Genomic DNA, 21,315 nt, shown 5'->3' on the forward strand with positions numbered 1-21,315 from the left:
TCCTGATAAATATATAAACTTTCCCCTTTTCAGTAAGGGGAAAGTTTTATTATTCTACACGCTATTGGAAATAATGAAGAGACCCTCCTTTCTACCTGTTTTTATAGGCACGGGCTTTGGCTCCGGTTTTTCTCCTTTTGCTCCCGGTACGGCTGGGGCGTTGCTGGCTTCTATCATTTGGATTGCACTCTATTTTCTGCTTCCTTTCACTGTTGTATTATGGGCGACTGCCGCTTTGGTGATTGTATTTACCTTTGCAGGCATTTGGGCTGCCAATAAGCTTGAATCTTGTTGGGGGGAAGACCCGTCACGCGTGGTGGTGGACGAGATGGTAGGAGTGTGGATTCCGTTGCTGGCTGTTCCCGATAATGGACACTGGTATTGGTACGTGACAGCTGCTTTTGCTCTGTTCCGCTTTTTCGATATTGTCAAACCATTGGGAGTACGCAAGATGGAGAGCCTCAAAGGAGGAGTAGGAGTGATGATGGATGATGTATTGGCGGGCGTGTATAGTTTTATCTTGTTAGCGGTGGCACGATGGGTGATTGGCTGAAAAGAGTTGCGCGGATGATCTCGCAGAAGGGTGGAGTCTTCATGTTTTTGAGGGCGCAGCTTTCGGCTCAGATGGCGACTATTGCAGACTTTCTGGTGACTATCCTTCTGGTAAGGCTGTTTGATGTCTACTACGTATATGCTACTCTGGCAGGAGCTATTTACGGGGGGATTGTCAACTGCGTTATCAATTATAAATGGACTTTTAAATCTAAAGGAAAGAAAACACATATTGCTGTGAAGTTCATTATTGTATGGATTTGCAGTATTTGGCTGAATACTTGGGGAACGTATACTTTGACGGAATCGTTAGCGAGAATTCCATGGGTACGCGATACACTCAGCCAGTATTTCGGAGACTTTTTTATTATCCCTAAAGTGATAGTAGCAGTCATTGTAGCGTTGTTCTGGAATTATAATATGCAGCGCCTCTTTGTTTACCGGAATATAGATATAAGGAATTTATTCAAAAGGAATTGAAATAAAAACAGAAGATTTAGATAAAAACAGATTAAGGTATATGAATTATAGAGATTACTTACAGCAGGTGATTTATAAGATAATCAATCCTCTGATACATGGAATGATTAAAATAGGAATTACTCCCAACTTTATCACTACTACCGGGTTCATTCTGAATGTAGTGGCGGCAGGAATGTTTGTCTATGCCGGTATCTATGGCGGACAAGACGATTTGGCTATTATCGGATGGGCGGGAGGCGTTATCCTGTTTGCCGGATTGTTCGATATGATGGATGGCCGTGTGGCACGTCTGGGAAACATGAGTTCCAAGTTCGGTGCACTCTATGATTCGGTGCTCGACCGTTACAGTGAGTTGATGACTTTCTTCGGTATCTGCTATTATCTGTCGATGAAAGATTATTTCTTTTATGCGATTATCGCTTTTGTGGCCCTGATCGGCTCGTTGATGGTGAGCTATGTGCGTGCCCGTGCCGAAGGTCTGGGAATTGAATGCAAAGTAGGATTTATGCAACGTCCGGAACGTGTGGTGCTGACGAGTCTTGGTGCTTTGTTCTGTGGCGTATTTAAGGATATAACGGCTTTCGACCCGATGCTGATATTGATCGTGCCTTTGTCCTTTGTAGCCCTTTTCGCTAACATTACCGCTTTTGCGCGTGTAAGACATTGCTATAAAGTAATGATGGCGGACGAACGGAAGAATGCATAACTGAAAATATAAGTCGTGATGATACAAACAACTAAAATGCCATCGAAGAAAGAAACCTTGACGGTTCTTGTGATCATGGCTCTTTTTTTGCTGCTGACAACAGTCTTTATCGGACTTCGTTCCGAACACCTGCTGATAGCGGCACTCTATTTGATTTTATTCTTTGCCGGGCTGCCTACCCGGAAGCTGGCAGTAGCTCTTCTTCCCTTTGCCCTATTCGGTATTTCATATGACTGGATGCGCATTTGTCCTAACTACGAAGTGAATCCGATTGATGTAGAAGGACTTTATAATCTGGAGAAATCTCTGTTCGGAGTGATGGACAATGGGGTACTGGTGACTCCGTGTGAATTTTTTGCCGCGCATCATTGGGCGATGGCAGACGTCTTTGCAGGTATCTTCTATCTTTGTTGGGTTCCTGTTCCCATCCTGTTCGGGCTTTGCCTCTATTTCAAAAAAGAACGGAAGACGTATCTTCGCTTTGCGCTGGTCTTTTTATTTGTAAATCTGATCGGTTTTGCCGGTTATTATATCCATCCGGCTGCTCCGCCCTGGTATGCCATCAACTACGGTTTTGAACCGATACTGAATACTCCGGGCAATGTGGCAGGACTGGGCCGTTTCGACGAGATTTTCGGAGTGTCTGTCTTTGATTCCATTTATGGACGTAATGCGAATGTCTTTGCGGCGGTCCCCTCTCTCCATGCAGCTTATATGGTAGTTGCATTGGTGTATGCCATCATCGGCAAGTGCAGATGGTATGTGATTACTCTTTTTTCTATCATCATGGCGGGTATTTGGGGAACAGCTGTTTATTCATGCCATCACTACATCATTGACGTGTTGCTTGGAATTTCTTGCGCATTGACAGGCTGGTTGGTGTTCGAATACGGATTAATGAAAATCCGGGGATTCAGAAACTTCTTTGAACGATATTACCAGTATATTAAATAGTGAAGAATAAGTACCGCAATATATTCCTCGCATTCGGCATTGTTGCCGTCCTGATTATGATGTTCACTTTCGATATGGATTATCAGGAACTTTGGACGAATCTGAAACGTGCGGGAATATATTTGCCTTTGGTACTGATCTTGTGGCTATTGGTCTATCTGATTAATACAGTATCGTGGTATATCATCATCCGTAGCGGCGGCAAACCGGGATTCTCGTTTGCCCGTCTCTACAAATTCACCGTTACCGGCTTTGCTCTTAATTATGTGACTCCCGTCGGACTGATGGGAGGGGAGCCTTACCGCATCATGGAGCTGAAACCCTATATCGGTGTAGAAAGGGCGACCTCTTCTGTGATCCTTTACGTGATGATGCACATTTTTTCTCATTTTTGTTTCTGGCTGACTTCCGTACTGCTTTATATCTTCCTGTATCCGGTAGGATGGGGAATGGGGATTATATTGGGTGCTATTACAATCTTCTGCCTGCTGATAGCATTGTTGTTTATCAAAGGTTATCAGCACGGGATGGCAGTCGCTTTTGTCCGTTTGGGCAGCCGTCTTCCTTTTCTGAAAAAGAAGGTGATTCACTTTGCCGAAGTGCATCGGGAGCAATTGGAGAATATAGATCAACAGATTGCCCTTCTTCACCGGCAAAAGAAACAAACGTTTTATGCAGCCCTTTCCTTAGAGTACATGGCGCGTGTGGTCAGCTGTCTCGAAATATGGCTGATTCTTAATGTGCTGACAACCCATGTCAGCTTTGCCGACTGTTGCCTGATTGCCGCTTTTTCTTCATTATTGGCTAATCTTTTATTTTTCTTGCCGATGCAGCTGGGAGGTCGTGAAGGTGGTTTTGCCCTTGCTGTCGGTGGTCTTTCCCTTTCCGGAGCTTACGGAGTGTATGCCGCGTTGATTACCCGTGTACGCGAAATGGTTTGGATCGTTATCGGGCTTGCTCTTATGAAGGTAGGGAATAAGGTAAAAGAGTAGTGGTATCCGGAAAATATTACCCTAATTTTAATTGCGGATAGAACGGATTATTACATAAATTTATAACTTTGTGAGGCTTATATAAAGACTTACTAAAAGTACGACAATGAACAATTTTATCTTTTATAGTCCTACCGAATTTGTATTCGGGCGGGATACGGAAACTCAAACGGGAGCACTGGTACAGAAGTACGGTGCACGAAAAGTAATGATTGTCTATGGAGGCGGTTCGGTAGTGCGCAGCGGTCTGCTTGCCCGTGTGGAAGACTCCTTGCGGAAAGCAGGCATTCCTTATTGTATGCTGGGTGGAGTACAGCCTAATCCCATAGATACGAAAGTATATGAAGGTATCGACCTGTGCCGGAAAGAAAACGTTGACATGATGCTTGCGGTAGGAGGCGGTTCGGTGATTGATACAGCGAAAGCCATTGCTGCCGGAGTACCTTATGACGGTGACTTCTGGGATTTCTACATAGGAAAATCCATCGTGGCCAAAGCACTGAAGGTTGCTGTCGTGCTGACGATTCCCGCTGCCGGAAGTGAAGGTTCCGGCAATACCGTGATCACTAAAGTCGACGGATTGCAGAAATTAAGCCTGCGTGCGCCCGGCGTGCTGCGTCCTGTATTTGCGGTGATGAATCCTGAACTGACTTATACACTTCCTCCCTTCCAGACTGCCTGTGGCATTGCCGATATGATGGCGCACATTATGGAGCGTTACTTTACCAATACAAAAGAAGTAGAGATAGGCGACCGCCTGTGCGAAGGCACATTGCTTGCCATTATCAAAGAAGCGGCAACGGTGATGAAAGAACCCGAAAACTACGGTGCCCGTGCCAATCTGATGTGGTGTGGAACCATCGCCCATAACGGAACATGCGGGGTCGGTTGCGAAGAAGACTGGGCTTCCCATTTCCTCGAACATGAAATCAGTGCTATCTACAATGTTACTCATGGAGCCGGTCTGTCTGTGATCTTCCCTGCCTGGATGACATGGATGACAGAACACAATGTAGATAAAATAGCCCAATATGCTGTTCGTGTGTGGGGAGTGGAAGAGTCGGACGATAAAAAGAAAGTGGCACTTGAAGGGATTGCCCGCTTGAAAGCTTTCTTCAAATCGATTGGCTTACCTGTAACCTTCAAAGAACTGGGTATAGAAAATCCGGATATTGACCGCCTTGCAGATAGTCTGCATCGCAATAAAGGTGAATTTGTGGGTAACTATGTGAAGCTGACAAAGAAAGACAGTAAGGAGATCTACCGCCTGGCATTATAAAAAACGGTCATACGCCGGAATGATTATAGTTTTGGATAGTTCGTTCAAATAATTATCTTTGTATTTCAAATAAATACATATAATATTGGACACATGAAGAAATTAGTCTCAACTCTAATGATTCTGGCGATGCTCATTCCATCAGTCGGGGCGCAATCTACAGACATTTTTAAAAAGAAGAAGAAAAAGAAAGGAAAGACAGAGGAAGTAGCCAAAGTCAAAACCGATTCTGTTGCCAACAGGAAGAAAGATGCCTTGCAACCTTATGCAAGAGTAATTACCGGCAAGGCTAAAACGATGAATGGCTTCTTCAAAGTGCACAATGTAGAAGGCAGATATTATTTTGAAATTCCCGACTCGCTCTTCGGACGTGATGTACTGATAGTGAATCGGATCGTGAAGGCTCCCGTAGATATGCAAAAGCGCAAAGTCGGTTATCCGGGAGATCAGATCGGAGATGAAGTGATCCGTTTCGAAAAGGGAAATGGTGATAAACTGTTTGTTCGTGAAATCTCTTATATTGAACATTCTTCGGATACATTAGGATTGTATCAGGCAGTACTGAATTCTAATGTACAGCCCATTATAGCCACTTTTCCTCTGAAAACGGTCCGTAAAGAAGGCGAGACGAACAATTACGTCATAGATATGACTGACTATATCCGCAGGGATAACAAACTGTTTTCATTTGAAAGCCGTGCGAAAAACAATGCCGGAATAGGAGGTATGGTAGATGATGCCAGCTATATTGATACTCTGAAGGCATTTCCGCGTAATATCGAAGTCCGTACGGTACGTACTTTTCAGCGGAGAGCCTCATCACCTGCAGGAGCCGGAACATCCGTGTCTTCCGCTCCAAGTTCTCCGTTGACATACGAGCTGAACAGTTCTATGATGTTACTCCCCAAAGAACCGATGAAATCAAGACTGTATGATAGCAGAGTAGGTTACTTTGCTGTCAGCTACAAGGATTTTGACGAAAATCCTCAGGGGGTGGAGTATAAAGCGAAGATTACCCGCTGGCGTCTTGAGCCGAAAGACGAGGATATAGAAAAATACCTGAAGGGAGAACTGGTGGAACCAAAGAATCCGATTGTGATCTATATCGATCCGGCCACTCCCAAGAAGTGGGTACCTTACTTGATTCAAGGTGTCAATGACTGGCAGAAAGCTTTTGAAAAGGCCGGATTTAAGAATGCCATTATAGGCAAAGAAGCTCCGACAGACGATCCTGAATGGAGTTTGGAGGATGCGCGTCATTCCGCTATCGTATATAAACCTTCCGATATTCCAAATGCGAGCGGTCCTCATGTACACGACCCTCGCAGCGGTGAGATTCTGGAAACGCATATCAACTGGTATCACAATGTGATGAGCCTGTTGTACAACTGGTATATCGTGCAGGCTGGAGCTGTCGATCCGGGTGCACGCAAACCTCTGTTTGACGATGAATTGATGGGGCAGCTGATTCGTTTTGTATCTTCTCATGAAGTAGGCCATACGTTGGGACTGCGTCACAACTTCGGCTCTTCCAGCACGGTTCCTGTAGAAAAGCTACGAGACAAAGCATGGGTGGAAGCCAACGGTCATACTCCTTCTATCATGGATTATGCACGGTTTAATTATGTAGCGCAGCCCGAAGATAACATATCCCGTGCCGGAATCTTCCCCCGCATCGGTATGTACGATGAGTGGGCTATCGAATGGGGATATCGCTGGATGCCCGAATATAAGACGCCCGAAGCCGAAATCCCTCACATGAACAAGTGGATTATCAGTAAACTACAAGAGGATAAACGTTACACTTTTGGTACGGAAAGTGACCGGAACGATCCTCGTAATCAGAATGAGGATTTGGGTGACGATGCTGTATTGGCGAGCACTTATGGTATCAAAAATCTGAAACGCATCATGCCTGAAATTATGAACTGGACTTACGAACCGAACGAAGGCTACGCTAAAGCATCCAGTCTGTATCAGAATATAGTGGGGCAGTTTAATCTGTATATGCGTCATGTAGCGACGAATGTGGGTGGTATTTATAGTACCCCGGTTTCCGTAGAGCAGACTGACGTCAAAGCAATGGAATATGTACCCAAAGATATTCAGAGAAAAGCAGTTATCTTTTTGAATAAGGAACTGTTTAATACTCCCAACTGGTTGCTGGATAAGAAGCTTGCCGAAAGAGCCAGAATCAACACTTACAATGCTGTATTCCGTGTACAGAGCAGCATTCTGAAGCAACTCTTAAGCAAGAACACGTTGGATAAAATGACAAACGATGAATTCTTGAACGGTACAAAGGCATATACAGCCAATAACCTGTTTACTGACTTGAAGAAAGGTATCTGGAGCGATCTGCAAGGCGGTAAGAGACCGGATTATGCCCAGCGTAATTTGCAGAAAGTTTATGTCAACGCTTTGATCTCGATGATTGATAAGCCGAAAGGTAACTCTTCATCGCTTCTGGGTATGATGACGAGTGTTTTATCCTCGTCTGATTCTCCTTCCGAAGCACCGACAATTGCCCGTGGACAGTTGCTCGAATTAAGGAGGTCATTGGCAAGTGCGGCAAGTGCTTCTACGGGGATTGTCCGGAGTCACTATCTGAACTTGCAGGCACTGATTGATGCAGCTTTTGATGCACGATAAGGTATAGTTTAAATGAAAGGTTGACATTGAGGTCAACCTTTCATTTAAACTATAATTTCCCAGTATCCGTTTTTGTTTGATCCAACTCGCTGAATCATTCCTTTTTGCTTTAATGATGTGATCAAACGTTCGCTATGCCTCAGACTGATACCTAGAAGTCCGGCGATTTCTTTGGCGGTGATTTGATTGTTTTTTCTCAAAAGTTCCAGAACTTTTTGTTCGTTTATACCGACATTTATACCGACATCCTTTGTCGCTTTCATTGTTACTATAGAATCGCCTTGCCGTTTCTTTAGTGTTTCGTATATTTCTTGTAGCATGAAGTCAATGAATATACCACTATTTACAGCATCAGTACTTCGGTTTATAGCATTATAATAGGCTTGTTGATTGGCGAATACCATATTCTCTACCGGTAAGTGTTCGAATACAGGATGGAGTTTGCCTAATATCAGCGATTGCCATAAACGTCCTATTCTCCCGTTTCCATCACTGAATGGATGAATAAATTCAAACTCATAATGAAAAACACAGCTTTTTATTAATAAATGATCATCCGACTTTCGTAACCATTCAAACAAATCTTTGATAAGATAAGGAACGCGGTCGGCAGGAGGCGCCATGTGGATCAACTGTGTGCCTGCGAATACTCCGACACCTCCTTGACGAAAGTGTCCTGTATTGTCTACCAGTGCTTCCGTCATTATTTTATGTGCTATCAGTAAGTCGTCTACCGAGTAGGGATCGAAAGTGTGATATGAATTGTAGGTTTTGATGGCGTTTCGTACCTCCTGTATTTCACGGATGGGAGCTACTATATGCTTCCCGTCAAGGATATCTGTAATTTGACTTTCAGATAGGGTATTTCCTTCAATAGCCAGTGAACCTTGAATGGTCTTAATTCGGTTGATTTTTCGCAATAGCAAGGCATCTTCCTGCTCCATACGGATGGCATATCGTTCTACCAATGCGGAGATATCCGCTATTAAGTGAATGGTGCGGGGAGATATGGTGAAAGGCGGAGTATACATGCTAAAATATAAAAGTTTCTAGGTTTATTACTTTCTACAAAGATAGCATTAATTTCCTTCAGAGGAGATATCCCGACAATCTATTTTATAAATGTAGAAACTCCAACTGCTCCGACTTCGTTTGGTCGGGCAATTGGAGTTTTCTTGTTTATAAGCTATTCAATTGAAGCTTTACTTGATTTCTGCCTCATGCTTTCCAGTTATTTTCCGCATCGAAGCAAGGGCAAGCTTTCACCCATTCTTCCGGCTCTGTCTCCCCATTCTCATTCCGGTCGGGACTAAGGTCACGGTGACCGCATACGCGGCATCCCGGATAATCCTTCAATAAAGTAAGAATCAGTACCCGCAGTGAATGTTTCTGCCATTCGGTCCGGGTATCTTTGGGGCGACCTTTGCTGTCGAGCCCGCCTTCATAGCAGATACCGATACTTTCTCTGTTGAAACCTTTGGCGTGGGCACCGACCTTTTCTATCGGTCGGGTAGACTTTATATCCCCGTTTTTGCGGATATAAAAATGATAACCCGCTCCGTTGAATCCGCGTCGGCGATGGCAGACGTCCAGGTCATATTCCGTGAAATCCTTGTCTTCGCGTGTGGCGGAGCAGTGAATTACGATTAAGTTGATCGTTCTCATGATTGTCCGGCATTATGCTTCAGAGATGGATGCTTCGCTTTGAGTACGTTGTATGCACTCTTTGTTTATGCACTGTAATGCGGCAGCCTGTGTCAGTTGCTCTCTCAGCGAAAAGATTTCGGCGTGCATCTCTTTCATTCTCGCACTAAGGTCGAAATAATCTTTCAGTACCTTTTCCAGCTGCTCCATCAGGAAGGTATACTGGTCTTTCACCAGCTCGCTGAATTCTTTGACGTTTTGCGCCATCGCTTTACGCTTTTTACGATTACCCAGAAAAGGGAGGATAGTCATAATAATCTCGATAATTTTATCTAGCATTTTTTAAATGGATAATTGATAATGGGGGTGAGTTATATGTTAAGGTTGGTTCGATATGGTATCTCCTGTTAAACTGTCGGGTCCGGAGCTTCCTCTTCGCCTCCAGTATTTCCTCCTCCTCCTCCGGCATTTTCGCCTTCCGTGTCACCTTTGCTTGCCAGTACGAATTCCACGTTGTTTTCACTTCGTGTACTGGTGTGGCTTGCGTTCACCAGATGCAATGCTTTATCCGCTACAAACCGGACATTCACCCTGCGGATGCTTCGGACCGTGCAATCTTTTTCCTTCTCTGTCCCCTCGCTGCATAGTGTGATGTGAAATGTTCCCAAACCGTCGATCTTCACTTTGTCGCCTTGTGTGAGTGACAGGCGGAGCTGCTCTACAAAAGCTTCGATGGCATGTTTTACATCTCCTGCTGTGAGTGAAGAGTTGGCTTCGATGGCATCTGCCAGTTTTTCGACGTCCATCACTCTGACTGTTCCCGATTTCTGGCGTACGTAATACAGCATCGGAGAATTCTCTTGACTCATGTACTTTCTACGCTGATAGCGTTCTACTGAAACATTCATAATTTTAAAAAGTTAAGGTTTAAGTAATAATAATTTTGTTTCTCTATGACATTGCAAATATACGAAATATAAGAGGCAAAGTCAAGCATTATGCTCTTTATTTTACTGCAAATATGGAATAAAATCGGAAAATATTTAATCTTATATTATGTAATATAATATTGTAGTTATGGTTCCGGGATTTTTTTTATTTTGCTTGTTTCAGCAATACTTCCAGTGGTGGTGTATAGTCCGTAATTTTCGTTAGAGAAGGGTTGTGGCTGAAGTATGCGTTCCCTGTCTCTCCATTGCGTTGTTTGGCTACGATGACTACTCCCAGCCCTTCGGTCGGATAACCGCTTTCGCGGTCGGTAGTGATTCGTGCCAGTGCAGGGCGGTAGAGTAGCATCACTACATCAGCATCTTGCTCGATGGCGCCGCTTTCACGCAGATGGAATAGTTCCGGCCGACCACCGGGACGGCCTTCCGATTCGCGGTTTAGCTGGCAAAGTAATACGACGGGAACGTTCAGTTCCTTGGAGATCAATTTAGCCTTGCGGGTGGCTTGTGCCACTTCCTGTTCACGGTTGCGGTTCTTCTGTCCGGTGCTCATGTCGCAAAGTTGCAGGTAGTCGATGATGATCAGATCGCATGTACCCTTGCTTTTAAGGAGCCGTGCGCTGGAGCGTACATGGTCCATGCTGGTCGAAGTGCTGTCGTCTACGTGTATCGGTAGTCGTGCCAGTTCTGCGGCGGTGGTGTGTGCTTCCGCCACTTCGTGCGGGTTAGGGATGCCTGTGCGCCAGCGGTAAGGGTTGATGTCGCCGGCGGACAACAGCCAGCGGTCGGCAAGGCGTTCTCCTTGCATCTCAAGGCTGTAGACAGTGACGGCATGTCCCTGCATGGCAGCCTGCCGCGCCAGATGGAGGGCGAAGGCGGTTTTCCCGACCGAGGGACGTGCGGCGATGACGGTGAGTTCTCCGTTTTGCAGTCCGGATGTCATGTGGTTCAGGTCTGTCAGGCCGGTAGGGATGCCGGTGATTCCGTTCACGCTTTTGGCGATACGCTGTTCGGCTTCTTTCATCGTGTCGGTCATCAGTGCGTCCATGTCGCGCATGTGGTCGTTGTGTCCGAATTCACCTTCCAGGCGGTCGAGCAGGTTGTGTGCGTCTATCAGTGTGTCGGCTATGTCCATTGTTTCGTCCAGAGAGCAGGCGAGGAGTTTGTTGAGTCCCAGTATCATTTCTCGCCGCAGATATTTCTCGTGTACGATCTGCATGTGATATTCGATATGCGCCGAGGTGGCTACTTTGCTGCTCAGTTGCGTGATGCCGAATGCTCCTCCGGCTTCTTCCAGCTTGCCCCGGTGGGCAAGTTCTTCTTTGACGGTGAGGATGTCGATCTTCATTCCTGCCCGGTACATGGCAAGCAGGGCGGCGTAGATCACTTGGTGGCTCGTGGTGTAGAACATTTCCGGGCGCAGTGTGTCGGCTGCGAGCGGCATGGCTTCCTGTTCTATCAGGCAGGCCCCCAGGATGGCTTCTTCTATCTCCGGGGCCTGTGGGGAAACTCTGTTGTCAGTATTCATTCAGAAAGGCTTTATTGGATAAATAACTGCAGGCATGTAGGATGAATTTCACGTTTGTCTGATGATAATAATACTCTTCGATGTTGTCGATGGCGAGTTGCTGTTCTTTTTCGCTCAGCTTTTTCCAGATACGCTGCGCTTTGGCGATGTTCTCTTTGGGAAGCTGCAGGATGTTGTGGAAGTCGTCCCAGAAGAGGCGGAACTTTTCGTCGCTGGTTTTTCGGGCGTTTTCTTTTTTCTCGCCGACGAGTGCCGAAATGTTTGTCCAGTTTTCGTAGTTGACCACTCGGATATGCAGGGCGGTGGTGTCGTTGTGAGGAATGATTTCGATGATTCCGTTTGTTTTCAGTTGTTGTATGAAGCGGTAAGTTCTGCTCGTTGGCCAGTGGAAAATGGCGCTCCAGCTGCGGTAGCTGTGCAGGCTTTCACCTCTTTTGCACACGATGGTGTGTTTTTGGCGGTCGGTGAGTTTTGTTTCCGAGTAGTTGACTTTTATAAGAAGTTTCAGGAAAGCTTCTATTTCTCCTTCGTGTGGGCTGCAGCCTGTAAGTTGCTCTTTCAGCAGAGCTTTTGGGATGATGATGTAGCCATATCCGATGGCCTGGCAATTCATTTTTTGCATATGATATTCTGTTTTTTAAATTTTGTCCAAAAGTAGGTTGATTGCTGTTCGAATCCTAAACGGATGTACGTGCTTGGACGTGTTGGGATGTAATATTCCTCGTGGTGACGTAAATAGCTGCTTTTGGCGCGTGTTGTTTTTTTGTGCGGTATACGTTGGAGGAAGATCGTGAAACAGAGGCTTCGTCTGATGCAAACAGAGCCTCTGTTTATAGTAAACGAAGCCTCTGTCCGGTCATTTTGGAGCCTCTGTTTGAGGGTGAAAAAAGGGCATTTTTGTGGAACGCACAGCGGAACACTCTAAGGAGTGAGGTAATCTTCTGACATTTAATGAATTATGTCTGTTGAGAAAAATGTGTTGAAACGCAGGGCGGAACCATAATAAGGGATAACTAATAAATTATATATTTAAAAATATATAGTTCGATTTTCACTTTTTTGGGCGTTTAAACTCGTTTGTTGTCCGACTCGTTTGCCTGGTTTTCCGACAGTGAAATGATGGGTGGTCCCCAGTACGCCCAAATGATTTGCTGCATCTTCGGACTTAGCAAAGTCGTGTGTTCGGTGTAGCTTGCTGCGGTGAGCTCTGCTTTGAGCTGCAAGTTGGCGTCTATTGTGTCGCGCATTCTTTTTCTGGCTGCATTGCAGTCCGGATGTCCTTGAAAGTATTCCGTAGCTAATTGGGTAAAATGTTTAAATCCCTTGATGATGTAATCTTTGGATACTTCTTTTTCTACTTTTATCATATTCTTATATTTAGTTTTTATAAACCGCTATTTGTGGCTTATTTTCTGCAAAGTTATGAAAAATAAATTAATTGAATAGTATAAAATTATTTAGTTTTATTTTCGTTTTTAATATCTGTAAATTTATATGTATATGCTTGCTTTATAAAATTTGTAATTAGAACTATTTGTTAATTATAATAACTGTTTATTCGCAGCGAAAACTTTGTGCGAAAAAACATACCGGTTTCTTTTTTTGTTGTTTTACTTTCGGAGGTATGGTCAAATCCGCTGATTGGATAACCTGCCGATGAATGAATATATGTCTGTAGGGTATTTGGGAGAGATGCTAAAATATTCCTATATTTATCGTGTAATTTAATTAATAGTAAGTAAAATGTTGAAAGTAGTAGCATTTATGAAGCAAGTAGCGGTGGGGCTACAGATGGAGGGAAACTTTGGTACTGCACACGTTTATCGCAGCAGTCTCAATGCCATTATTGCTTATCATGGGAAAAGGGATTTTGCATTTGATGAAGTAACCCCTGAATGGTTGAAGGGCTTCGAGATTTACCTTCGTAGCCGTGGATGTAGCTGGAACACTGTTTCCACTTATTTACGCACGTTTCGTGCGGTCTATAATCGTGCGGTGGATGGTCGCATGGCTTCTTATGTACCCAATCTGTTTCGTTCTGTCTATACGGGTACCCGTGCGGATCACAAGCGTGCCTTGTGTGATGAAGATATGAAAAAGGTGTTCGCTGGGGTGTCTTCGTCTTCTGTCGTGCCTGCCGGCATGCGGCGCTCACAGGAATTGTTCATCCTGATGTTTTTGCTTCGCGGTCTTCCTTTTGTCGATCTTGCCTATTTGCGTAAAAGTGATTTGCGTGATCATGTGATAACTTACCGCAGGCGTAAGACGGGTCGTTCTCTGTCGGTTACTGTGACTCCGGAAGCGATGGCAATCCTGAAGAAGTATATAAGTCGTGACGACACATCTCCTTATTTATTTCCTCTGTTGAAAAGTGGTGAGGGGACGAAGGAAGCATATCGCGAATATCAATCGGCATTACGCAGCTTCAATCAGCAACTCATGCTTCTGGGCGAATGGCTGGCGCTGAACGACAGACTCAGCTCGTACACTGCCCGTCACACTTGGGCGACGACCGCCTATCATTGCGAAATTCATCCGGGTATTATCTCCGAGGCGATGGGGCATTCCTCCATCACTGTGACGGAGACGTATCTGAAACCTTTCCGTAGTAGGAAAATTGATGAAGCCAACACACAAATAATCAGTTATGTAAAGCATTCGGTGATAGGAATATCTGCCTGATAGCTAGTCCGTTACTTTGTAGGTAACGGAGCTAAATAGCGTTGCAAAGATGGAGATATTTTGGAAAACATGCAAACAAAAAAGATATTTTTTCTGATAAACTACTAAAAAAAGAGAAATAACACGATAAAACAGCGATTTTCTTAGTATTAGAGTGTTTCACCCTTCTAATTTAGATAAAAGAATTTCCTCCCCTCTGCCTCTTCTCAGAAGCAGGGGTAAAGATGTTTCATTACCAATTCAGACATTTTCCGGTATTGACTACCCTTTTGGGGCAGGTACAAAGGTTTTCCCGTTACCTACAAAGTAACGGGTAAAGTGTGCATAGACTATATACTTCAGAGTATATTGTATAAGGCAAATGTAGGTGAAATAATTTAAGAAAAGGAGGTTATGCAAGGAATGAAAGGAGTAAAACATGGGATTTATGGGAATTGATAATCCAAAACAAGAACTATATTTTTATTATTTTTTTAATTTATAAATTAAAAGTTTTTTTATCATGAACAAAAAGTATTTAAGTGCAATCCTGTTTGGAACGCTGTTGGCGGCTTCAACAGGTACATTTACTTCTTGTAAAGACTACGATGACGACATCAAGGCGTTACAAGAACAAATCGACAAAAACGGAACTACCGTTGGCACTCTACAAGAACAGTTGACTGCTCAGCTGACTGCCTTGCAGGCTGCTTTGCAGACAGCCCAGTCTACTGCTGACGCTGCCAAGGCCGACGCTGCCAAAGCCCAGGCCGCTGCCGATGCTGCCAAAGCTGCCGGTGACGCTGCCGCTGCCGAAGCTGCCCAAGCCAAAGTTTTAGCAGAAGCGGCAAAACAGGCCGCTGCCGACGCCGAAGCTAAAGCGCTTGCTAAAATCACGGAAGAAGTAACTGCGATGAAAGAGTATGTAGACTCTTCTATCGCTGAAATCAACGCGACCAAGGCTGACAAGAAAGACCTGGAAGCCGCTATTGTGCAATTCAATGAAGACATTGAGGGTGTCATTCAGTTGCTCGGTGGTAGGATTGACGGTGTTCAAGCCGAATTAAGTACACTGACAGGCACTGTAGACGGTCTTAAGGGGGATGTGGTCACCAACGCGAACAATATCCAGACCGCTCAAGACGCTATCAAGACTTTGATTGCTGCGGACGAGAACCTTCAACTTCAGTTGGATGCCTTGAAAGCTTATGATAAGGAATTGAAAGGCATGATAGACGCCAACAAGATAGAAGCTGACGAAGCTCTTGCGCAAGCTATTAAGAAAGCTGAGGATGAACTGAAAGCCGCTCAGGAAGCAAACCAAAAATTGTGGGATGCGCAGACAGAGGAAAACAGTGCATTGCGCGGACTGATAGGTGACAATGCAAAGGATATTAAGGACTTGCAAGGTGATTTGGTGCAAACTAATAAGGACCTCAAAGATCTGGGAGATAGAATCGATGGCGAGCTGGATAAAATCAAAGCAGATATGGGTAAACTTGGAGAAAGAATTACTACTCTGGATACCACTCTTAGAACTCTCATCTCTACAGAAATCAGCAACTTGCATGTATTGATCGTCGCTCGCTTGAGCAGCATCGCGTTTGCTCCGGATTATATTGTAGACGGTGTGGAAGCTGTTAAATTCAGTTCTTTGCAGTATAGCGCAATGAGCCCGAATGAAAATGCTTCACTTCCTATCGTGACTAAGTATGCTTACTCTGTAGGTGCTCCTGCAATTGCCAGCTACCATTTCAATCCGAAGAGCTTTAATTTGGGAAATGCTACTTATAGCTATCTTGACCGTGCTGTAACTATTATTGAAACTGGAACTCGCGCGGCAGGCAGCAATTTGGTAGATATCATCGGGCAACCGATCAAGAATACCGCTACAGGAACTGTTGACTTTACACTTCGTCGTAAGCATGCCAATGTCAGACCGGCAGAAGATAAAACAAACATGATTGCTTTGCAGGCAACTATGACCGGTGATCCTGCCCAGAAGGATGCAGACCCCGTAATTACTTCTCCATATGTAGCTGTATATGACGATCTGATCACTCCTGAAGACATCTTTATTGCCGACGGAGCGACTTTGGCAACTGGAAACACTGCTCATTTCGCAGCAACGTTCAGTGCATGTAAGACTACACTCGTTCGTTACGAAATGGCATATGACAAAGTGTTTGACTTGAAGTCATTGGTAGCTACTTGTCTTGTGAAGGACGGTTCACATGAAGCGTTCCCTGTTGAAGATTATGAATTGTCATACCGCTTTGCTGTAGCATCTTCTGAGTATAATGTACAAAGTGGCTCTACTATAACTAATCAGCAGAAAGACTTGGTATGTACAGATGCTGAGAAGGGTACTTTCGAGGCGATTGCTGATAATGGACATAACCCGGAATTTGTAGGACGTACTCCTATTTTCAAGGTTGAGTTGGTAGACAAGGCCGGTAATGTAGTTCGTCGCGGCTTCGTGAAAGTTGAAATCGTAGCAGAGAAGACTCCTGATATGGCCGTGACTATAGAAGGTACTGAAACTTATGGCTGTGCAAATACGCAATCTAAACTGTATAAATTCGAAGAGGATTATCTGCGTGATAATATCTATCGTTTGATGAACAAGGGTGACGGTTCTGAACAAGGTATGAGTCATGAGGAATTCTGGAATACGTATGAATACCTAGAAACCTCAGTTCTTAAGAATGGTGTTGCTCTTCCGGGTATTGATGCACCGAGACTGATTGACGGTGTAGCAACTGACGGCAAAGCTACTAAGATTGTAACTTGGCGATTCGCTCATGGACAGGTTGGAAATGTAGGTATAACTGGAGCTAACTTGTATGCTACTTTGACACTCCGCAATAAGGTTTCTTCTAATAAATATCCGAAATACATTCATTTCCATTTCGCAGTGAAAGTTAATTTGCCTGTCATTGCTTTGGATACGGAAAAGACAAAGGTAAATGATGCCTTCTGGGATAAGGATGCTGACGGTAAGTATATCGCGTTCAGAGTAAATGCCAAAAGACCGGGTGCTATCACTTCACCGGCTTCGGAATGTACAATCTCACAAGATATAACGAAAGCTTATGTTGATGGTACTTATACAGTTAATATACCGACTGGAGTATGCACTGAAAGTACGTACGAAATTGAATCAACTTATAGCAACGGTGTCAAAACAGCAAACGTTCTTACCGGTGTTCAGTTGAATGGAACGACCATTTCTTTGAACAAGAGTAATACTGCAGTTAAGGCAGCGTTGAATAGCGAAAAGGGATTGCAAGCTGTTATTATTCACAAGTATATGATTGAGAGTGGTGATACGTATATCGTGAACAGATTTAAGGTAACATTTATCCGTCCTGTCACTTTCACTATGCCTGATGGTATCACTGTAAAAGACGGTGCGACAGGTGGTGATGAAGTCAGCTTCCAGCACGATGGTTTGTTGACAGACTGGAGAGGTTACGCGATCACACATCCTGTTTGGGAATCGGTTGTAAAGACACACGGTAGGTGGAAAACAATTTGCGTGCCAGAGTACACTTATGTTGACGGACATTATAATAAGACAAAGGATGCTGAATTTAATCTTGAAACAGAGACAGTTACATTTACTACAGGAACTGACTTGAAGATGTATACCGGTCGAGAAAGTTATGCAGTTCAAGAATATAGGCTAATAACTGCCGCCGACGGCACACAATATTGGGGTTGGATGACTATGGATTATAATAAGGTGTTTAATGTAACAGATGTGAAGATAAGTAAAGACGCTGTTCGTGTTGAACTTGCATTGCAAGCTGAGCGGTATGCTGCTAGTCAAGCTGTGCAGACCCGATGTGTGTCTAACGATGATGTTACTTACAACGAACACGTTATTACTGCATCAAGTGAAGTTTCCTTTACTAATATCACGGGCGTTAATTACGTGCCTGCTGTATATGAATATGTACCGGCTACAGAAGTGGAAATCAGTCATGAACATTCTCCAAAACCTCATTACGCAGGTACAGTGAACGGACAAACTTCCGGTTGCTGGGAATGGCATCAATGGGAGCACGATCACGAAGTTCTGGTTCCGGGTCAATTCTGGGATTATTACGGAGAGATCAAGAATGTCGTGCTTGATATAAATAATGTTAGCACAAGCTTGGAATACAACAATCATAAGTTGCCTGATGATGCAGTGCTGACACAAGGAGCTACTAACACTGTGAAGTATGAAAATGCTGAATCGAATATTGGCTATTCATATACCATCACTATCCCTGCTTCTATAGAATATGGCTGGGGTATCCTTAAGACAGACTTGATTCTTACGGCTGAGCCGGCAGGCAACAACAAGTAAGAAATCTAAGATAGTAATAAACTTTTAGACATGCTACAATCGAAAGGGTGCTCTGCTCAAAAGAGCACCCTTTTTATAACTACTTCCTGATAATGTGAGGGATGCAATGCAGATCATTCTGTGATAAAGACATTAAATACATAACATATGATGAAAATAAGAAATTTACTACTAGCCATACTGACTGTCAGTAGCACCTTGGCTTTCGCTCAAGAGCAGCGGATCAAGGAGGAGGGTAAAACCCTTTTTAATCCCCACTGGTTTATGCAAGTGCAAGTAGGAGCCGCTCATACGATAGGCGAAGCCAAATTTACCGATCTGATCTCTCCGGCAGCCGCCCTCAACGTGGGCTATAAGTTCGCTCCGGCATTCGGGGCGCGTATCGGTGTCAGCGGCTGGCAGGCTAGGGCGGGCTGGGTGACTCCCTCCCAATCTTATCAGTATAAATATCTTCAAGGCAACCTGGACCTGATGGCGGACCTCAGTGCTTTGTTCTGCGGCTTTAACCCCGACCGTGTATTCAATGGTTATCTTTTTGCCGGTGTAGGATTTAATCACGCTTTCGACAATGACGAAGCCAACGCGCTGGATACGCGTGCTTATGAAATGGAGTATCTGTGGCAGGACAGCCAGAACCTGGTAGCCGGACGTTTGGGCTTGGGCTGCGACCTTCGCCTGAATGACCGTCTGGCGATCAACATCGAAGGAAACGCCAATATCCTTTCCGATAAGTTCAATTCAAAGAAAGCGGGCAACTGCGACTGGCAATTTAACGTATTGGTGGGACTTAGCATCAAACTGGGCAAGAGTTATACCAAGACCGCTCCCGTTTATTACGAACCGGAGCCTGTAGTGGAACAGCCCAAAGCGGAACCTGTGGTAGAAAAGCCGCAGCCGAAACCTGCACCGGTGGTGACCGTCGAGCCGATGAAGCAAAGCGTCTTCTTCGCGCTGAATTCCGCAAAGATCCAGGATGACCAGCTTGCCAAAATAGAATCTTTGGTGAAGCATCTGGAAAAATATCCGACTGCCAAGGTAGCCGTCACCGGATACGCGGATAAGGAAACGGGTAACCCAGGCATCAATATGACCTTGTCAGAGAAGCGCGCGAACAACGTGGCGGACGTCTTGAAAGCGAAAGGCATTGCTGCGGACCGGATCGTGACTGACTTTAAAGGGGATACCGTACAACCGAACACGAATCCTACGGAAAATCGTGTCAGTATCTGCGTGGTAGAATAATGTTTGTATAAAGGCATAACCCTTTTTTAAGATATCTCATGTGCGGTGTTCCCCATTTTTCTTCGCTTTCCCGCGAAGAGCCTCACATGAGAATACCCCAAGGGAATCCGTGCTTGCGAAAGTATGTATTTCCGCAATGAACCCTTTCTTCACTTAATGTGAAGAAATAACAGGGGGTAGCAGTGGAAGAATTTGCTTGTGAAAGTGAATCTTTCCTGTCCCTCTAAAGAGGATGCCTCCCTTTCCCTAACGGCATCCTCTTTTTTCGTTTTTAAATTTCTTCTATAAAAACATACTATCCCCTTATTTTGTTATATTTATCGCGTCATTTAATAAATAATAAGTAAAATGTTAAAAGTAGTAGCATTTATGAAGCAAGTAGCAGTGGGGCTACAAATGGAGGGAAACTTTGGAACTGCTCACATTTATCGCAGCAGTCTCAATGCCATTATTGCTTATGGTGGGAAAAGGGATTTTGCTTTTCGTGAAGTAACTCCGGAATGGTTAAAAGGCTTCGAGATTCACCTTCGTAGCCGTGGTTGTAGTTGGAACACTGTTTCCACTTATTTGCGTACATTTCGTGCGGTTTACAATCGCGCGGTAGACAGGCGTATGGCACCTTATGTGCCGCATCTCTTTCGTTCGGTGTATACCGGGACACGTGCTGACCGCAAACGTGCGTTGTGCGAAGAAGACATGAAGAAGGTATTCACTAAATTACCACAGTCATCTACCGTGAGTCCTGCCATGCGTCGTGCGCAGGAATTGTTCGTTCTGATGTTCCTGCTCCGTGGTCTGCCTTTTGTCGATCTGGCTTATTTGCGTAAAAGCGATTTGCGTGATAATGTAATCACTTATCGACGGCGTAAAACAGGCCGGCCTTTGTCTGTGACTTTGACTTCGGAAGCGATGGCTATATTAAAGAGGTATATGGACCGTGATAGCTCCTCTCCTTATTTATTTCCGTTATTAAGCAGTCGGGAAGGAACAAAGGAGGCTTATCATGAATATCAGTTGGCTCTCCGTAACTTTAATAGGCAGTTGATGTTGCTTGGTGAAATGTTAGGACTGGGAGATAAACTAAGTTCGTATACAGCCCGCCATACATGGGCAACGACAGCTTACTATTGTGAAATTCATCCGGGCGTTATTTCTGAAGCTATGGGGCATTCGTCAATTACGGTGACCGAGACATATCTCAAACCTTTTCAGAATAAGAAAATAGATGAAGCCAATAAAAAAGTGGTAGATTTTATAAAGCGCTCAATGTCAGTAGCAATATGTTGAATTTAAGCCTGTTACTTCATAGGTAACG

At 44.5% G+C, this 21,315-nt stretch carries 18 protein-coding genes; 11 read left to right on the forward strand and 7 right to left on the reverse strand.

The window, feature by feature from the left end; genetic code table 11:
* Nucleotides 1–73: 73 nt before the first annotated feature.
* The 7 genes from HMPREF2794_RS23345 to HMPREF2794_RS23375 all read left to right on the forward strand — a co-directional run bounded on the left by HMPREF2794_RS23345 (nt 74) and on the right by HMPREF2794_RS23375 (nt 7,618).
* The gene (locus tag HMPREF2794_RS23345; protein ID WP_010538770.1) at nt 74–553 is read left to right on the forward strand and encodes a phosphatidylglycerophosphatase A family protein; all 480 of its coding nucleotides are present in this window, start codon (nt 74–76) and stop codon (nt 551–553) included.
* Nucleotides 554–567: 14 nt separating this feature from the next.
* Nucleotides 568–1,032 (forward strand): GtrA family protein, encoded by a 465-nt coding sequence (locus HMPREF2794_RS23350; protein ID WP_010538769.1) that lies wholly within the window; start codon nt 568–570, stop codon nt 1,030–1,032.
* Nucleotides 1,033–1,072: 40 nt separating this feature from the next.
* Nucleotides 1,073–1,741: a CDP-alcohol phosphatidyltransferase family protein gene (locus HMPREF2794_RS23355; RefSeq protein WP_010538768.1), complete on the forward strand. Its 669-nt coding sequence runs from the start codon at nt 1,073–1,075 to the stop codon at nt 1,739–1,741.
* Between the two features lie 36 nt (nt 1,742–1,777).
* Entirely contained in the window at nt 1,778–2,695 is a 918-nt protein-coding gene (locus HMPREF2794_RS23360; protein WP_029425630.1) for a phosphoinositol dihydroceramide synthase, read from the forward strand.
* Complete coding sequence (locus HMPREF2794_RS23365; RefSeq protein ID WP_022301944.1) at nt 2,695–3,687, forward strand: lysylphosphatidylglycerol synthase transmembrane domain-containing protein; 993 nt, start codon at nt 2,695–2,697, stop codon at nt 3,685–3,687. The genes HMPREF2794_RS23360 and HMPREF2794_RS23365 overlap by 1 nt, the downstream gene beginning before the upstream one ends.
* Before the next feature lie 106 nt (nt 3,688–3,793).
* Nucleotides 3,794–4,966 carry an iron-containing alcohol dehydrogenase gene (locus HMPREF2794_RS23370; protein WP_010538765.1) on the forward strand — a complete coding sequence of 391 codons (1,173 nt, stop codon included), beginning with the start codon at nt 3,794–3,796 and terminating at the stop codon, nt 4,964–4,966.
* A 93-nt stretch (nt 4,967–5,059) separates the two neighbouring features.
* The gene (locus tag HMPREF2794_RS23375) at nt 5,060–7,618 is read left to right on the forward strand and encodes a zinc-dependent metalloprotease (RefSeq protein WP_029425629.1); all 2,559 of its coding nucleotides are present in this window, start codon (nt 5,060–5,062) and stop codon (nt 7,616–7,618) included.
* 44 nt (nt 7,619–7,662) lie between these two features.
* Here HMPREF2794_RS23375 and HMPREF2794_RS23380 read toward each other — a convergent pair whose 3' ends face one another.
* From HMPREF2794_RS23380 to HMPREF2794_RS23410, 7 genes are all read right to left on the reverse strand, one after another.
* Nucleotides 7,663–8,649, reverse strand: coding sequence for a Fic family protein (locus HMPREF2794_RS23380; RefSeq protein ID WP_070752838.1), 987 nt, complete (start codon nt 8,647–8,649; stop codon nt 7,663–7,665).
* 187 nt (nt 8,650–8,836) lie between these two features.
* Nucleotides 8,837–9,283 carry an N-acetylmuramoyl-L-alanine amidase gene (locus tag HMPREF2794_RS23385; protein ID WP_070752840.1) on the reverse strand — a complete coding sequence of 149 codons (447 nt, stop codon included), beginning with the start codon at nt 9,281–9,283 and terminating at the stop codon, nt 8,837–8,839.
* A gap of 12 nt (nt 9,284–9,295) precedes the next feature.
* Nucleotides 9,296–9,601, reverse strand: a complete 306-nt coding sequence (locus tag HMPREF2794_RS23390; RefSeq protein ID WP_010538761.1) for a hypothetical protein — start codon at nt 9,599–9,601, stop codon at nt 9,296–9,298.
* A gap of 68 nt (nt 9,602–9,669) precedes the next feature.
* Nucleotides 9,670–10,170, reverse strand: coding sequence for an HU family DNA-binding protein (locus HMPREF2794_RS23395; protein WP_010538760.1), 501 nt, complete (start codon nt 10,168–10,170; stop codon nt 9,670–9,672).
* Nucleotides 10,171–10,357: 187 nt separating this feature from the next.
* Complete coding sequence (gene dnaB, locus HMPREF2794_RS23400) at nt 10,358–11,737, reverse strand: replicative DNA helicase (RefSeq protein WP_070752842.1); 1,380 nt, start codon at nt 11,735–11,737, stop codon at nt 10,358–10,360.
* Nucleotides 11,727–12,359 (reverse strand): hypothetical protein, encoded by a 633-nt coding sequence (locus HMPREF2794_RS23405; RefSeq protein WP_010538758.1) that lies wholly within the window; start codon nt 12,357–12,359, stop codon nt 11,727–11,729. The genes dnaB and HMPREF2794_RS23405 overlap by 11 nt, the downstream gene beginning before the upstream one ends.
* 445 nt (nt 12,360–12,804) lie before the next feature.
* Nucleotides 12,805–13,104 carry a DUF4248 domain-containing protein gene (locus HMPREF2794_RS23410; RefSeq protein ID WP_010538757.1) on the reverse strand — a complete coding sequence of 100 codons (300 nt, stop codon included), beginning with the start codon at nt 13,102–13,104 and terminating at the stop codon, nt 12,805–12,807.
* A gap of 376 nt (nt 13,105–13,480) precedes the next feature.
* Here HMPREF2794_RS23410 and HMPREF2794_RS23415 point away from each other — a divergent pair, with 376 nt between their 5' ends.
* From HMPREF2794_RS23415 to HMPREF2794_RS23430, 4 genes are all read left to right on the forward strand, one after another.
* Nucleotides 13,481–14,419 (forward strand): tyrosine-type recombinase/integrase, encoded by a 939-nt coding sequence (locus HMPREF2794_RS23415; RefSeq protein ID WP_010538756.1) that lies wholly within the window; start codon nt 13,481–13,483, stop codon nt 14,417–14,419.
* A gap of 502 nt (nt 14,420–14,921) precedes the next feature.
* Nucleotides 14,922–18,758: a coiled-coil domain-containing protein gene (locus tag HMPREF2794_RS23420; RefSeq protein ID WP_070752844.1), complete on the forward strand. Its 3,837-nt coding sequence runs from the start codon at nt 14,922–14,924 to the stop codon at nt 18,756–18,758.
* Between the two features lie 150 nt (nt 18,759–18,908).
* Nucleotides 18,909–20,000, forward strand: coding sequence for an OmpA family protein (locus tag HMPREF2794_RS23425; RefSeq protein ID WP_070752846.1), 1,092 nt, complete (start codon nt 18,909–18,911; stop codon nt 19,998–20,000).
* 348 nt (nt 20,001–20,348) lie between these two features.
* Nucleotides 20,349–21,287 (forward strand): tyrosine-type recombinase/integrase, encoded by a 939-nt coding sequence (locus tag HMPREF2794_RS23430; RefSeq protein WP_022301367.1) that lies wholly within the window; start codon nt 20,349–20,351, stop codon nt 21,285–21,287.
* Nucleotides 21,288–21,315: the final 28 nt, after the last annotated feature.

Source organism: Bacteroides sp. HMSC067B03, from assembly GCF_001811315.1.
Taxonomy (GTDB): domain Bacteria; phylum Bacteroidota; class Bacteroidia; order Bacteroidales; family Bacteroidaceae; genus Bacteroides; species Bacteroides faecis.

Bases quoted from the DNA above. Each gene is read 5' to 3' on its own strand.
- dnaB (WP_070752842.1), bottom strand. From the start codon at position 11,737: ATGAATACTGACAACAGAGTTTCCCCACAGGCCCCGGAGATAGAAGAA.
- HMPREF2794_RS23385 (WP_070752840.1), bottom strand. From the start codon at position 9,283: ATGAGAACGATCAACTTAATCGTAATTCACTGCTCCGCCACACGCGAA.
- HMPREF2794_RS23380 (WP_070752838.1), bottom strand. From the start codon at position 8,649: ATGTATACTCCGCCTTTCACCATATCTCCCCGCACCATTCACTTAATA.
- HMPREF2794_RS23375 (WP_029425629.1), top strand. From the start codon at position 5,060: ATGAAGAAATTAGTCTCAACTCTAATGATTCTGGCGATGCTCATTCCA.
- HMPREF2794_RS23390 (WP_010538761.1), bottom strand. From the start codon at position 9,601: ATGCTAGATAAAATTATCGAGATTATTATGACTATCCTCCCTTTTCTG.
- HMPREF2794_RS23360 (WP_029425630.1), top strand. From the start codon at position 1,778: ATGCCATCGAAGAAAGAAACCTTGACGGTTCTTGTGATCATGGCTCTT.
- HMPREF2794_RS23415 (WP_010538756.1), top strand. From the start codon at position 13,481: ATGTTGAAAGTAGTAGCATTTATGAAGCAAGTAGCGGTGGGGCTACAG.
- HMPREF2794_RS23405 (WP_010538758.1), bottom strand. From the start codon at position 12,359: ATGCAAAAAATGAATTGCCAGGCCATCGGATATGGCTACATCATCATC.
- HMPREF2794_RS23355 (WP_010538768.1), top strand. From the start codon at position 1,073: ATGAATTATAGAGATTACTTACAGCAGGTGATTTATAAGATAATCAAT.
- HMPREF2794_RS23345 (WP_010538770.1), top strand. From the start codon at position 74: ATGAAGAGACCCTCCTTTCTACCTGTTTTTATAGGCACGGGCTTTGGC.
- HMPREF2794_RS23395 (WP_010538760.1), bottom strand. From the start codon at position 10,170: ATGAATGTTTCAGTAGAACGCTATCAGCGTAGAAAGTACATGAGTCAA.
- HMPREF2794_RS23370 (WP_010538765.1), top strand. From the start codon at position 3,794: ATGAACAATTTTATCTTTTATAGTCCTACCGAATTTGTATTCGGGCGG.
- HMPREF2794_RS23420 (WP_070752844.1), top strand. From the start codon at position 14,922: ATGAACAAAAAGTATTTAAGTGCAATCCTGTTTGGAACGCTGTTGGCG.
- HMPREF2794_RS23350 (WP_010538769.1), top strand. From the start codon at position 568: ATGATCTCGCAGAAGGGTGGAGTCTTCATGTTTTTGAGGGCGCAGCTT.
- HMPREF2794_RS23425 (WP_070752846.1), top strand. From the start codon at position 18,909: ATGAAAATAAGAAATTTACTACTAGCCATACTGACTGTCAGTAGCACC.
- HMPREF2794_RS23410 (WP_010538757.1), bottom strand. From the start codon at position 13,104: ATGATAAAAGTAGAAAAAGAAGTATCCAAAGATTACATCATCAAGGGA.
- HMPREF2794_RS23430 (WP_022301367.1), top strand. From the start codon at position 20,349: ATGTTAAAAGTAGTAGCATTTATGAAGCAAGTAGCAGTGGGGCTACAA.